The 14,007-nt window shown below is 42.5% G+C and carries 12 protein-coding genes; 9 read left to right on the plus strand and 3 right to left on the minus strand.

Going from position 1 to position 14,007, the window contains the following annotated elements:
- Positions 1-32 precede the first annotated feature (32 nt).
- The 4 genes from IH879_09760 (at position 33) to IH879_09775 (ending at position 2,300) form a co-directional block, all read left to right on the plus strand.
- Positions 33-470 (plus strand): DNA-binding response regulator, encoded by a 438-nt coding sequence (locus IH879_09760; protein MCH7675221.1) that lies wholly within the window; start codon positions 33-35, stop codon positions 468-470.
- A gap of 328 nt (positions 471-798) precedes the next feature.
- Positions 799-1,326 (plus strand): DUF4199 domain-containing protein, encoded by a 528-nt coding sequence (locus IH879_09765; protein MCH7675222.1) that lies wholly within the window; start codon positions 799-801, stop codon positions 1,324-1,326.
- A gap of 140 nt (positions 1,327-1,466) precedes the next feature.
- Complete coding sequence (locus tag IH879_09770; GenBank protein ID MCH7675223.1) at positions 1,467-1,838, plus strand: VOC family protein; 372 nt, start codon at positions 1,467-1,469, stop codon at positions 1,836-1,838.
- Positions 1,839-1,904: 66 nt separating this feature from the next.
- A complete protein-coding gene (locus tag IH879_09775; GenBank protein MCH7675224.1) occupies positions 1,905-2,300 on the plus strand; it encodes a hypothetical protein in 396 nt (131 codons plus the stop codon).
- Between the two features lie 604 nt (positions 2,301-2,904).
- On the opposite strand, the gene IH879_09780 is transcribed toward IH879_09775, so the two are convergent.
- Complete coding sequence (locus tag IH879_09780; GenBank protein ID MCH7675225.1) at positions 2,905-3,150, minus strand: hypothetical protein; 246 nt, start codon at positions 3,148-3,150, stop codon at positions 2,905-2,907.
- 773 nt (positions 3,151-3,923) lie between these two features.
- On the opposite strand from IH879_09780, the gene IH879_09785 reads away from it, so the two are divergent.
- On the plus strand, positions 3,924-4,340 hold the full coding sequence (locus tag IH879_09785) for a hypothetical protein (protein MCH7675226.1): 417 nt from the start codon (positions 3,924-3,926) through the stop codon (positions 4,338-4,340).
- Between the two features lie 684 nt (positions 4,341-5,024).
- Here the strand turns inward: IH879_09785 and IH879_09790 are convergent.
- Positions 5,025-5,729 (minus strand): nucleotidyltransferase family protein, encoded by a 705-nt coding sequence (locus IH879_09790; GenBank protein ID MCH7675227.1) that lies wholly within the window; start codon positions 5,727-5,729, stop codon positions 5,025-5,027.
- The gene (locus IH879_09795; GenBank protein MCH7675228.1) at positions 5,729-7,153 is read right to left on the minus strand and encodes a phosphotransferase; all 1,425 of its coding nucleotides are present in this window, start codon (positions 7,151-7,153) and stop codon (positions 5,729-5,731) included. The genes IH879_09790 and IH879_09795 overlap by 1 nt, the downstream gene beginning before the upstream one ends.
- Positions 7,154-7,712: 559 nt before the next feature.
- Between IH879_09795 and IH879_09800 the strand changes: the two genes are divergently transcribed.
- The 4 genes from IH879_09800 to IH879_09815 form a co-directional block, all read left to right on the plus strand.
- Positions 7,713-8,807 (plus strand): hypothetical protein, encoded by a 1,095-nt coding sequence (locus IH879_09800; protein ID MCH7675229.1) that lies wholly within the window; start codon positions 7,713-7,715, stop codon positions 8,805-8,807.
- Positions 8,808-9,579: 772 nt separating this feature from the next.
- On the plus strand, positions 9,580-10,914 hold the full coding sequence (locus IH879_09805; protein ID MCH7675230.1) for a UDP-glucose/GDP-mannose dehydrogenase family protein: 1,335 nt from the start codon (positions 9,580-9,582) through the stop codon (positions 10,912-10,914).
- A gap of 340 nt (positions 10,915-11,254) precedes the next feature.
- Positions 11,255-12,691, plus strand: a complete 1,437-nt coding sequence (locus IH879_09810; GenBank protein ID MCH7675231.1) for a hypothetical protein — start codon at positions 11,255-11,257, stop codon at positions 12,689-12,691.
- Between the two features lie 298 nt (positions 12,692-12,989).
- Positions 12,990-14,007, plus strand: a 1,018-nt coding sequence (locus IH879_09815) for a BamA/TamA family outer membrane protein (GenBank protein ID MCH7675232.1), incomplete at its 3' end; no start/stop codon positions are given.

Below are 14,007 nucleotides of genomic sequence, written 5' to 3' on the forward strand. Positions count from 1 at the left end.
TCATTGCAGCTTATGGTGGATAGAAATCACACATGAAAAAAACCGTACTCATTTACGGCGCTTTACTGGCCGTGCTCGTTATTCTCCTCCGGGTTCTGGAATACCGCTTTTTTGTCAGAGATCTGTCGCTCGAAATTTATATAGGAATTATTGCCATTTTATTTACCTCCCTGGGTATTTGGTTTGGATTAAAGCTGATTGATAGGCAGAAGTCAAAAGCGATCTCCCAAAGCGGCTTAGATGATTTTGTAATCAATTCTGAAAAACTAAAGTCACATGGCATCAGTGACAGAGAGTTGGAAGTTTTGCAACTTATAGCCAGTGGCTTATCAAACCAGGAAATCGCCAATAAATTATTTGTGTCCCTGCACACTATAAAAACTCATTCCGCTAATTTATACAGCAAGCTCGATGTAAAACGCCGCACGCAAGCCATCCGCAAAGCACGGGAGATCAGCCACTCTGAATAATTCTTTAAATGGTGTTTGTCGAAAGCCACATCTCGACGTCTTTGCGAGGCGTTCCTTCGACGTTGCTCAGGACAAGCTTTTGCCGAAGCAATCTCAGGCCTGTTTATTGGGGGATTGCTTCGCTCGGAAACGCTCGCAAAGACGATAAACTTGAAACTTTTTTTTGTTCAATTACTCAATAAGCATAAAGAAATATTTTCCCGCCTCATACTTTAGTATGATTTTCACAAAATAGTCCTTTAGTATGATGCATAAAAGGCAGATTTTTCGTTTATTGGACCGTGCACATTATGTGCGATCCTATAAAGCAAATTAAAAGGAGGGTAACATGCGCAGATACGCTTTAATATTCGGATCCATTGCGGGCTTCGTCCTGGTGCTCATGATGTTTTTGACCATGCCGTTTTTTGGTGAAAATGTAGATTACGATACAGCCGAGTGGCTGGGATACATTAGTATGATAGTTGCTCTATCGACAATTTTTATTGGCATTAAATCCTACCGGGATAAAGAGTCGGCGGGTATTATCAGTTTTGGCAAGGCTTTTAAGGTCGGGTTATTTATCACATTGGTCGCGTCCACATTTTATGTCGCCGGCTGGATGCTTTATGTCAATACTTCCGGTACAAATTTTATGGATGACTACTATGAGCACAGTGTCGAGAAAATCAGAAGTAGCGGCGACTCTGAAACTGCAATTCAGGCAAAAATTGCGGATATGGAAAAGTGGCGGGAATTGTACAAGAACCCCTTAATCCAGATTGGCGTTACGTTTATCGAAATATTTCCCGTGGGTTTGTTGATTACAATCATTAGCGCTACCATCTTGAAAAAGAAGCAAGAAAAAACCGCATAACTACGAAGATACGAGGAGCACAACGATAGGATTCAATACTATATTATCTTCTGGGATCTACTGTGCCTTTGTGTTAAAAAAAAGTCCAGCTATTGAACAAGGTTCGTGTCGTATAAATTATCAAACCAAAGGAGTATTTTATGGAATTAGGTGCATTTTCAATAAGCCTTGCAGTAAAAGAACTCGAGAAATCTAAAATCTTTTATGAAAAATTAGGCTTCAAAGTTTTTGCTGGCGACCCATCACAAAATTGGCTCATCATGAAAAATGGTGATCATAGTATCGGCTTATTTCAAGGTATGTTTGAGACCAATATTTTAACTTTCAATCCTGGTTGGGACAAAGACTGTAAAAAACTTGAATCATTTACTGATGTTCGAGAACTCCATAAAAAGTTTAAGTCTGAAGGAATAGAAATCTCAAGTGAGTCGATTACAAATGAAACTGGCCCGTCAAATTTCTCAGTTATTGATCCAGATGGTAATTCAATATTGATAGATCAACATGTTTAAAAGCACTAAAAAGCATTGCAGCGGACAAGCCGCTGAATGCGGCGTTATTTCTGAAAGGAAATGAATGTGGCTTCGTTCTTAGATTCATTGGACCCGGAGGACCGGGTCAATGTTGAAAAATATAGAACTGAGATTCTAAAGATTGACACCAAAGTCAAAGAAAAAGTGTCCAAAATTATGAGTATTGAAAATGCTCTTGTCTATGAACAGGACGGCGTTTTTAAATACGGATTGGCAAAGACAAAGCACCACTATACGTTTCATTCGATGGTCATGTATGGCAACGAAGACATTCTGAAATTTGTTAAACAAAACATGAAGGGCGCAAAAATCCAGAAAGGGTGCGTTAATTTTAAATCGTTTAGCGACTTCCCCATTGACCTGTTCAGGGAGTTGATGGGTCTGTCTGCGGAAAAAGATTTTACGCCGGTCATTGAACATTATCAAAAGAAGAAGAAATGAAAATATTTCGCTGGGCATCAGGCATCATCCTGGATTGATAGCTATAACGCAACAAAGCAAAAGCTGAGTACTTTACACACAGGGGCTAATCCCGGAACTTTATTCGAAAGAAGAATTAATCTAAAGAAAACCTTATTAATATACGGCTCAGATAAAAAAATTTGATTTTTTTTTAACCTTTTTGGGATTTCGACTGTCTAATTATATAGAAGAAAGAGAAATAAAAGAATGACGACAAACAATACTCAAAAATTATCAAAAGAAAAGCTTAGAATCCAGGACTTCAGCTCCTCCTTTGCGCTAAAGGAAAAAATTCGAGCACTGATGACTGAGCGCAAATCAGAACATTGGGACTTGTGCGGTATGAAAAGCGCCGGGGAATATTTGTCGTTGACTTTTTGTAAATGAGTTATATATAGATACGCGACTAAGGTTCGTTATAGAATCTAGGTCGCTTTTTGCCTCCTCCTCAAAGAGGCGGTTGTGTTGGTTGCTTCAGCAGAATCGCCTCTTTTTCTATTATTAGTAGTATTAAATGCTCCATAAGTAAGTGCTGCTATCGGTTCGATTCCCACACGCCCCCGTTCTCTTAAACCAGTATTTTTTAAGTATTTTTTCGTAACTCATTTATATTAATTGTTTTAGTTTGTTCACTAGGAAATTCTCCCTTAAATTCCTCACCACAAAACACACACTTTCTTTTAACAGAATCTACATAAGCATCGCAACCTGATAATATTGTATCTTTATCCATACCCAATGATTGAACATAATCCGAATGAGATACTTTACAATTCTTATGAAGATAAACATCCCGATAAAGCCAAGTTCCAACATAAAGTAATTTCATATTCATTTTGTTAAATACATTGTTCTAGTTTACGTTATTTAACCTATAGAAATAAACTTCGCTTAGGTTTGATACAAAAGCTTGACATCATAACCACGATTCTTATCTTGACTCCAGAACAGGCAATCGGTTTTTGATATTTACAAAGAGGAATACAGACAGTCATCGGCTAATAAGAGCTTTACTTTAGAGGAAGGTAGTCCAGACTATGGTAAGGTTATAGTGGATTACATGATGCGCAGCAGGACTTATTTACTAAAATTCAAATTTTCCGGCTGATCAGTTTTTGGTAAAGGAGAAGATTGTATTAACTATTCAAAATCAACAGTTAATAGATTACTAAGTTGATAATATAACCTTAATCAAATATACCGAGCCTTTGGAAATTTATATTATTTTTTGTGTGCTGAAGTCTCCTGCCAAAAGGTGAACAAGGGAGAAGTTCCCCGAGAGAGCTCAAAAAGTGCTCTAATTTGGAGCCTGAAGTTTCCTTTGGGGGCTGATTTCAAACTTAATGGTTCGAAAACCGTCATACACGCCCCGCTATTTTTTCCAACATTTCCCCACTCTAATAAACCTAACGTTGGTTAGGACTCTCGGTAATGAATCTACTTTGGATTGGCTGATTTAAAATTGCCCCCCGCTGATTTTTACAATACCCGGTTCACGGGAATAATATTTCAGTAGCGCTTGTTTTAAAAAGTTGACATTTCTAAAGTAAAGATTTCAATCATTTTTATTAATCATTATTTAACCTAATTCAGGAGGGCATCATGCCAAAAACAAGAAGTATTCTCGTTGTGCTCATCGTAATGATGGTATCTGTTAGTGCATTGTTTGTGTTTGCACAAGAGAAAAAAGAAAAACCGAAAACCGAGGTAATTGAGGGAACTTTGGTGGACCTGAAGTGTTATGCTGCCGGGGGATTTCTCACTAATGACCATGGCGAAATGGAAAACTGTGGCACCATGTGCGCAAAAGGCGGTTTGCCGGTTGCAATCGTTGACAAGGACAAAAATATACACTTTCTGGCAGTCCCGGCCCCGGCGTATGCCGACTGGGTGGGCGAACAAATGCGTTTAACCGGCACACACGGTAAAAACGCACATGCCGCCTTTATACCGGAGAAAATAGAAATGAAAGATGGCGACAAATGGGTGGAAAAGAAGACGGCGAAGACTATGATGTAAGTTTGAGTTGTTAGTTTGCAAAATAAAAGGGAGAGTCAACAGGCTCTCCCTTTTTTATTTGTGCGCCCGGCATGGCGCAATCACTTGGAGGTGTAAGTCCTCTACTGGCCCGACAATGGGAACAGTTAGCCCACGGCAAGAGCCTGCCCCGCACTTGTTGCGGGGGTGTCTATTGCAAGGTGGAATCTGAAGGAAGCTGTAGGCAAAAAGCTGGCTGTAACCTGCCCTGAGCTTGCCGAAGTCAACAGGAACCCCATATGAGGCGTGCATGTTTGGATGAGAGTGCAAATAGACTCAAAGTCCTATATACTTGGTACGGAAGACATGTTCGTAGATGCTGCAAGCATAAGGCTTACCCGGGGAGGTCTGACGTTCAGCCTTTGTGGTCCTATCATCTCGAGGTGATAGGATGGGGCGCCAGAAGACAGCCGAGGGCCTGGTAGGCTTGTTCCTCAGAGCCGAAGGCCTGAACCTGAGTTATGGAACAGGAGGCTTAATTTTCGATGACTATGGAGAAGCAGAAGATGTCCGCTGAGAAGCGGTGTGCCTCTTTAGAGGGTAGAGGGCGGAACTGGTGAGAGTTACAGAGCAGGTGCTTCAAGAGTCACGGCAAATCAAGAGAATTCCAGACAATGAAAAAACTCGTACCACGCAATTTGAACCTCCCTTTGCAGGTTAGTCCTTTTACTTTTCCAACTCCGCCAATTTTCCCACATCACGCCACGAATTTTCATGAGTCCGAAATGCCATTATTCGCTCGCCAGCGCTGATAAGCCGCATATAACTGGTGATGATTGAGAAAACTCCGTCTTCCGTTATCTTTTCAAAGATATCGGCTGAAACAACATGAATTCCACAAAAACCCAAATCTTGAGATTTTCCCTTCGGAGCTCGTGACACAACTTCTTTGTTTACATGTAAGGATTTCCAGCCGCAAAGCAGATTCTCCTCATCGAAGATTAAAAAACGTTTGGTTTCTCTTTCATTGACTGCAAGTGTGGCCAGACACTTATTTTGTAAATGATGTTCGAACATTTTTTCCAAATTGATGTTGCTGAGAATATCTACATTATGAATGATAAACGGCTGACCGTCGTCAAAAAACCAGGCTGCTTTCTTTAGACCGCCCCCGGTATCCAACAAAAGCGTTTCTTCAAAAGAAAACTCGATGCGAATCCCAAAGTTGTTTTTCTCCCGGACAAAGTCTCTGATCTGGTCGGGGAAATGGTGCAGATTAACGATAACTTCTGAGACACCCGCAGCAATCAAACGGTTGATAACTGTTTCCAAAAGAGGCACACCATTGATTTCTACTAAGGCTTTCGGTTTGGTGTTGGTAATCGGTCGGAGACGAGTGCCGAGACCGGCAGCGAAGATCATTGCTTTCATTAATTCAGCCTTTCCAACTCTCGATGTCTGAGGTCAACTTTTACCGAGTACTTTTCACGTAAGTATTTTACCAGCATGTTCGCGCAATAAACAGAGCGGTGTTGCCCTCCGGTGCAGCCAAATGCAACCGACAGGTGACTAAAATTTCGCTCACGGTAATTTTCGATGACGGGAGAAATCAAATCTTTGACGTGGGTCAAAAAACTGTGAACGTCTTCTTCGTTTTCGAGAAACGCAATTACTTCAGAATCGTTTCCGGTTTGCTCTATATATTGTTCCAGCCGTCCTGGATTTGGCAGGGAACGGCAGTCAAAAATAAATCCGCCGCCATGACCGCTCTTATCTTTCGGTAGCCCTTTTTTGTATGAAAAGCTCTGAACTTGAATTGTCATCGGCAGGCTTACATCGCCAAGTTCTCGTAAACGAGTGGAGCGAACCAGCGCTTGTAGCGCGTTCATAAGTGTAGGGATTTTAATTGGCAGGTCCATGGTTCGCAGAATGTACTCCAGGTTTTTTATTGCATAAGGAACGCTTTGCAAAAAGTGCTCTTTGCGCTCATAGAAACCGCGAAAGCCATAAGCTCCCATCGCCTGCATAAGCCGAATGAGGACGTACCCCGGGTAGTATTTCATGAATTCGCTTCGAGTGATTTTGATTTGAGTTGAAACAGCCTCTAAATACTTTTCAAGCAGCTGGGTGCGCACATCGAACGGCAAAAGAGCCTTGGCGTCGAAAAGCAAGGAGGCAATATCATACTGCAAAGCACCCCGGCGACCGCCCTGGTAATCGATAAAATACGGCTGGCCCTCCCGAATCATAATATTTCTTGACTGGAAATCGCGGTATAGAAAGTAATCGTGGTCTGCCTGCATTAGAAATTTGGTTAAGATGTCGAAATCGTCTTCCAGTTTTTGCTCGTTGAATGGCACCTGGGCCAACTTGAGAAAATAGTATTTGAAGTAATTCAAGTCCCAAATCATTGATTGCCGGTCAAAGCTCTGCCGCGGATAGCAGGCTTCATAATTAAGGGATTGGCCTGCTTTGATTTGAAATTCGGGAAGGATTTGCACAACTTTTTCATAAAGTGTTTCTATTTCAGCAGGAAAAGTATTTTCATTGGATCGACTCTTATCCAGCAAATCGAAGAGCGTATCGTCTCCTAAATCCTCTTCCAGGTAAATGTCAGAATCTATATCCTCGGAGTAAATCTCGGGTACGGGCAGTCCGAGATTATGAAAATGGTGCGAGAATTCCAAGAAAGCGATATTCTCAGTCCGGTCCGCATTTTCTACGCCGATGGCAGAATGTTTCTTACCAGTCAAGCGAAACAGTTTACGATCTGAGCCATTTGCTTTGACCGGGTCTGACTGAACGACTGTCTCCTTAAAATGCGCTTCAAATAAGATGGTGAGTTTTTTGGACATGCTGTAATAATATCAAAACAATCGGCTTTTGTCAAGCTTTAATCCATGATTGCCTGATGCGGCGAAGCTGCAAATGTTAAATTAACTGCTTTGTCGTGGTCAAAATTACCCGGTTATTGTCAACAGTCATTAACGCTTGAATGTAGTTGCCAAATGGTGAATTCTTGCTGCTGTCTAAAATAATGCTGAAGTCAAATGACCTGGTAACTTAATGGCTTCCCCCCTCGAGGGGGGACTAAGGGGGGTGTTATTTGACATTTGTTTCGCGTCATTCAGCCATGTCTTGCAAAAAATGCAAAGGTTCAGAAGGTATGCTATCAATACGCTGGCAATGATAAAAATGAACTTGACAGTACACAACTGAACCTAAAAAGCCATACTTGTCGAGTAAAACAAAGCTCATTTGGCAATTTTTATTGGACACAACTGCTTAAATAATAAATGCTTAACCTTTTTTAAAATCGTCGAAATAATTTTTGGCCCGTGCCTTGCATATCGAAGGGCTAAATTCATTTTTAATTAATCACAATCTTAAACACTCAGTAAGGAGGTTACACAAATGAAGAAGTATTTTTCTCTTTTATGGATTTCGGCTCTCTTGGCAATGCTCGCTTTTTCCGCTTGCAGCAACAACGAACAATTAACTTCACCGGGTGAGGAACTTGGGGAGGAAGCATTAAGCTTAGAGAAAGAATTCGGTGGTTACGAATCAAACGATGAGACAACTGCTTTTGGCGACAGCGAAATGGCTGATGAATTTGGAGAAGATGAAGTTGCGGCTGACGCATACGCAACAGATGCCGGTATGTCAGACGTTTTGAATCCTGCTTCCGCTGCAGTTGACGGTATCAAAGTATGTTATGTTAGAATTACCTGGGGGCTGCTCGAAGGCGACTCAACCGCAACTGATGCAATCAACTGGAATGGTTCAGCTCAAGTTAGCAAGGGAACGCTGGTTGTTTTGAGGAAAATCCGTTTTGAAGACAACGATTCTATTGTTCTTCCACGTACGGATCGTCAGTTAGTTGAATTTACCTCTGTCACCAAACCCCACTTTGACGGATTGCTTTTGGCGATTATCGACAACGACTCAACCGATGAAGAAGGGACCTTTACTTTTACCGCGGGCGATTATTCCAAAACATTGACTTTTAGCGAACTGGATTCGCTCGAGTTAATCGAACCTGTTGGTGCGCTTGGTTATGAAGTTTCAATTATTAGCCGCTGCAAAGAAGTTGTTCCTTTTGGCGGTGGTTTCATGGCAGGTCGCTGGGTAAAAACCAGAGAGCACGGCGGTATTTTCAAAGGTCGCTGGATGAGTGGCAATGGCGCACATGCCGGACATTTGAAAGGTATCTGGGGCATTGCTGACAACGGTGAGAAGGTCTTTAAAGGCAAAATCATCGACATGAATGGAAATTTCCGCGCCCTGATGGCGGGTCACTGGGGCTACGATCGTGATAACAACATTGGCGGCTTCAGAGGTCGGATTGTAAGCCGGTCACGAGATACCATTGGCATCGTAAAAGGCCACTTTAAAACAGGACGCGCCGGGTCAAGACGAGGCTTCTTTCAAGGCCGGTTTAAACTTGGAAACGCGGAGGATTCAAGCGGTATTACAGATAGTAATGGCAGTACAAATAGCGGAAACTAAGAAGTTATAAAAGTCCCTCCTCTAATCCTCTTGGTGCGAAACCGTCCGGTCAAATTTTGACCGGACGGTTTTTTTTAGTGTCAAAAAAAGTGTTCAGGTGTTTGCGTGTTCAAGTGTTAGGTTCGGTCATTCAGTTCGTCTTTGCGAGCGCTTCTCAGCGAAGCAATCTTTTGATTAGGCGAAGAGATGAGATTGCTTTGGCAATAAAACGCCTCGCAAAGACCTTTTTAGATAAGAGTGTACAAGGAAAGTACTTAGCCTATAGAGAATCGTAGCGAAAATTCAGTTTGATTTTTGACGCCCAAGATAGCAAGCTAAAGCTTGAACTCCAAACTCGTTGCGGAGGGCGACCCCTTCCCGACTTTCCTTAAATTTTTTTATAATAATGAAGTCGGGAAGAGGCGCACGAAGCCCGAGGAGGACCCCGCAGCTGTCTTTTTTCCATATCCGCCCACAAAAGCGAGGAGGCCGGAGCGGACATAAAAACAGTGTTAGCGTTGACAGTTAATTTGCGGTTTATGATTCGCTCCGAAAGGGTCATGTCTTCGCCTCATGCCATACTTTAACACATTAACACTCAAAACCTTAAACACTTTGTTGATCAATTTTTCGCCAAATTGAAAACGTAGGTTGTAAAATTTAAAATTGTATAGAAACATTTGACATTTTACAGCAATGTGTTACCTTAATGTTTTAGAATTAAATGCCGATTAAGCATAAGCAAATTTAGTTTCATTTTTAAGGGTCACAAAAAATGGAGATGTAGTAACCAATGAGAATCACGATTATTGGTACCGGATATGTTGGTTTAGTTGCCGGCACCTGTTTCGCAGACACGGGCAATGAAGTCATTTGTGTTGACGTGGATAAAACCAAGGTTGACGCCCTGAATAAAGGCGAAGTCCCGATTTATGAACCCGGCCTCAAAGATATGGTGGCCCGGAACATGAAAGAAGACCGCTTGTTTTTTACTATGGACTCTAAATATGCCGTCGAAAAATCCGAATTAATTTTTATCGCGGTTGACACTCCGGCGGATGAAGATGGGTCTGTCGACTTAAAGCACGTCCTGGCTGTTGCGCGAGACATCGGCAAATATATGAACGGATTCAAAGTTGTCGTTGATAAGAGTACCGTGCCGGTTGGGACCGCAGAAAAAGTCACAGCCGAGATTAAAAAACACACAGATCACAATTTTGCGGTCGTTTCTAATCCTGAGTTTTTGAAAGAAGGTGCAGCAATCGATGATTTTTTGCGACCCGATCGAATTGTTATCGGCACCTCAAATGAAGAAGCCGCCGAAATTATGAAAAACCTCTACCGGCCGTTTGTGCGTTCCGGTAAGCCGATTTTGATCATGGACGAACGAAGCGCAGAGTTAACAAAATATGCAGCCAATTCACTTCTGGCGACCAAGATTTCTTTTATCAACGAAATTGCTAACCTGTGCGATGTCCTCCAGGCAGATATTGAAATGGTACGAAAAGGAATCGGAACCGATAGCCGTATTGGCCCGCGATTCATTTACCCGGGGACCGGTTATGGCGGCTCCTGTTTTCCGAAAGATGTCCAGGCTTTAATTAGAACCGCGGCGGACAATGGCCTCGAGTTGAATATCGTGAAATCAGCAGCAGAAGTCAATCAACGCCAAAAAACCAGCTTAATGGGGAAGATAAATTCCTACTTCAAGAATGACCTGCAAGGCAAAACTTTTGCGATGTGGGGATTGGCGTTTAAGCCCAAAACCGACGACATGCGCGAGGCGCCGGCTATTGCGATGATTGAGCACCTCAATGACAAAGGAGCAAAAATCCGCGCACACGATCCCGAGGCTTTGAAAGAAGCCGAAAGAATTTTCGGTGATCGTTTAGATAAAGATTTGTTCCTTCTTGACAAACGCTATGACGCCCTCGAAGGAGCCGACGCTTTAATTATTATGACCGAGTGGAATGCATTCAGAGAACCGGATTTTTATTTAATCAAAGAAACCTTAAATCATCCGGTGATTTTTGACGGCAGGAATTTATATGACCCGGTGCGCATGAAGAAATTGGAAATTGATTACTACGCAATAGGCCGTTCGAGATTGAATGGATTTGCGGGTTAATCAAAGCGAAAACTAGTTTCAGTTAATTTGTTTGATAATTTTTAGACCTGCCAGGTTTCCAAAACCTGGCAGGTCTTTTTTGTTTGGAATTACAAATTTGTGCAATCCCCTTCGATTGTGGTATTTAAACGACACTTGTTGTTCCTTTTCACTTCGTTTAAACTATTTCCTGAAATTGTCGATAACCACTATTATTATAAAAAACAAGGGCTTAGTTCAACTAATAGTCAAACAAAAAGTTTGGCCCAATAGTTGAATATAGCAGGTGTGCAATTCTTTTTTAAGGCATGCCAGTCCTCTAAACAAATTTATTAACACACTTAACACAAGGAGTTTTATCATGAAGCAAAAAAGATTTTCAACCTGGATAGGCACACTTATTCTCAGCTTGCTGCTCATGGCAATGTTTGCTTGTTCAACAGAGAACCCAACCTCAACGGACAATAACGATGATCAAGTAAACAAGATGGTTGAGAGTACCAGTAGCAGCAGTGTCGGGATTTACCAGAATATCTCATCATTTAAGCAAGTCACCAATCTGATTCAAGGTCCGGCTGCGATTGCCGACCTGGATGTGCCGGAAGTAAAAGACCCCAACTCAGCGATGAATTTCGCCAGATCAATCAAGCAAAAAGCTTTTACTTTAGGTGCAAAAGATTTGAAAGTTCTGTCCAAAACCGGACAAATCGCTTTTGGAGATTCGGTTATTTGGGACGTCACCGAACGCAACGAAAAAGAAGGCGTGACTTACCGGGTTAGCCTTATTTATGATAATGTAACAGGCAAAGCCAGGTTGTTTGTTGTCGGTTTTGATTACCTTGAGGGTCACCCCCTTGAATATGATTCAACTGAAATTAAAGTAGATTTGAACTTTACCATCCTGGATGATTCCGACGATGTGCTGTTGTCCCTTGAAAATTTAAAACGCTATAAACCGGGGCAGCTCATTAGTGAAGAGCGCGGAAGTTTTGTACCGGATGCGCACGTACCGGGAACAGAACCGGACGGCGGCATTCTAATGAGCGAAGTCAAATATTCCAACTCCAGCTTCATCAGCAGCACGAAGGCCACGCTGGAATATCATGAAGGTCAAGGCGGCAGTTACATGAGAACCTCTAAATTCTCAGATGGCAGCGAAAGTAGTGAAGAGGCTACTTTTAATGTAGACGGCACTGGAACTTTCAGTGAATCACGCCGAGACGGCACTCAAATTGACGGAACATTTGACAGCGCTGAAGAAGACGGTAAAGGCAGCTTTTCTTTGACCACCACCTTTCCTGAAGGTCATGATCCGGTTTCGGTTCGCGAGTCAGGTGAATTCGATATCAATGCTTCCGATTCAACCATCAGCGGCTCATTTGAAAGAGAAGTCACTCTGCTGAACGGCGACGTGGAAAGAGAAAGCGTGATGGTAAATCAGACCCGCGTTGGCGACGTCCTGACGACCTCTCTCAATGTTGAAAAAGCAGATGGCAGTAATGGGCACATCACAATCACAGAATCCCCGGAAGTTGACCAGGTTTCCGGAGAATGGACAAACACAGACGAAACGTTTCTAGTATTTACCGCGGAGTCATACCCGGACGACAGCGCTCATTTAGACCTAAAAGTCTATGCGAACGAAGTAGCTTTCGAGAATGGCGCTGAGCCAATTGCTTCCGCCGTATTTGATTTTTATCCTGATGGTTCCGGAATGGGTGTTGTGACCGAAGACGGTAAAATCTACGACGTCACCATTCATCCCGACGGTTCAGTAACGATTAAGGAAAGAGGATAAACTTTTCAGAATTGGGTAGGCCGGTGGCATCCGACACTGGCCTACTGCCCATTGAGAATCATTAATGCCGGACGCAGGATGCAAAGCTATTAAAGCAATCCCCTTTCCTGTTTCCGGCATTTTTTTTGATTTATAAAACTACTGCAACGTTTTCTTGGAAGCGTAAAGTAGTAGCAGAACTCGCCAGAGTTCCGGGGCTAATCCGAAGTTCTCGGCCTGGCAAACTACAGACCTAACCACTTTACACTTGCACTTAAAATTGATTTCTGTTAAATTTGTTGAAATTCAAAAATCTTAAATGCGCAATTCACCTCAAAAATTTCTAACCATCCTTTCAAGGTTTCTACCGGTAATCCTCATTCTTGTTTTCCTCTTAACCCAAAATGCTTTCAGCCAGACCTCGCCGGCGATCCGTCAGCTCATTGTCGAAGATATCGAAATTGTCGGCAACAACAAAACCAAACGGGATGTTATCCTCAGACATTTGAATTTCGGCGTGGGCGATCCAATCGACCCGTTTGTGATCGATATAAATAACCAAAGATTGTCGCAAACGAATTTTTTTAAGGCCGTGCAGTTTTATACCCGCCGCGGCTCTGAAAAAGGCAAGCTCGTTGTCATTATCGAAGTCAAAGAGCGCCGCTGGCCCTACTTTCAATTTGAAGGCGGCCACAACGATCTCGACGGTTGGTTTTTTGTCCCGGCAAGCCTGCGGTTTGATAATCTTTTTGGCCGCGGCAGTAAAATGGGTGCGCGTTTTCTTTTTGGCGACAGAACATCCGAGTTTTCAATTTTTTATCACAACAACAGCTTGTTTAGTAACAAAGCGTTCATAGATGTTGAAGTGTTTGGCGCTGACCAAAACTTCGTGCACTATTTTGAGAGTTTCAAAACCACCCAGGATGTTGAATTTAATGGCCTGAGACTCAAATTCGGCGGGAAAAAAGGCTTTTTTAAATATTTTCATGTTGCTTACAGGGGGGAGGTTTACAATCCAGCAAATTTTGTCACGGGCGAGGATGATACAACAATCAACGTTGTCGATTTGCCACAAAGTTCCATTTCCGATGATTTGGGAGAAACGCGGATTAATACACTTTCAATTGGGCTTTCCGCGGATTTTCGAGATAACCTCGCTTATCCAACGAATGGCTTTTGGGGCTCGCTTATTCTTGAAAACGCCAGCGAACGCCCGAAGAGTGATGTAAAGTTCTCAAAAGTCACGGTGGACGCACGTTTTTACAAGGAGATTTTTAACAAGAAAGTTCTGGCTTTCCATTTCAAGGGTGGAAAGGTCGATGAAGACGCGCCTTTCT

It is taken from the genome of candidate division KSB1 bacterium, assembly GCA_022562085.1.
In the GTDB taxonomy this organism is placed as follows: domain Bacteria; phylum Zhuqueibacterota; class Zhuqueibacteria; order Oceanimicrobiales; family Oceanimicrobiaceae; genus Oceanimicrobium.

Excerpts from the sequence above, each read along its gene's own strand:
- IH879_09780 (MCH7675225.1), bottom strand. The coding sequence starts at position 3,150 with ATGAAATTACTTTATGTTGGAACTTGGCTTTATCGGGATGTTTATCTT.
- IH879_09765 (MCH7675222.1), top strand. The coding sequence starts at position 799 with ATGCGCAGATACGCTTTAATATTCGGATCCATTGCGGGCTTCGTCCTG.
- IH879_09805 (MCH7675230.1), top strand. The coding sequence starts at position 9,580 with ATGAGAATCACGATTATTGGTACCGGATATGTTGGTTTAGTTGCCGGC.
- IH879_09770 (MCH7675223.1), top strand. The coding sequence starts at position 1,467 with ATGGAATTAGGTGCATTTTCAATAAGCCTTGCAGTAAAAGAACTCGAG.
- IH879_09795 (MCH7675228.1), bottom strand. The coding sequence starts at position 7,153 with ATGTCCAAAAAACTCACCATCTTATTTGAAGCGCATTTTAAGGAGACA.
- IH879_09760 (MCH7675221.1), top strand. The coding sequence starts at position 33 with ATGAAAAAAACCGTACTCATTTACGGCGCTTTACTGGCCGTGCTCGTT.
- IH879_09810 (MCH7675231.1), top strand. The coding sequence starts at position 11,255 with ATGAAGCAAAAAAGATTTTCAACCTGGATAGGCACACTTATTCTCAGC.
- IH879_09800 (MCH7675229.1), top strand. The coding sequence starts at position 7,713 with ATGAAGAAGTATTTTTCTCTTTTATGGATTTCGGCTCTCTTGGCAATG.
- IH879_09790 (MCH7675227.1), bottom strand. The coding sequence starts at position 5,729 with ATGAAAGCAATGATCTTCGCTGCCGGTCTCGGCACTCGTCTCCGACCG.
- IH879_09785 (MCH7675226.1), top strand. The coding sequence starts at position 3,924 with ATGCCAAAAACAAGAAGTATTCTCGTTGTGCTCATCGTAATGATGGTA.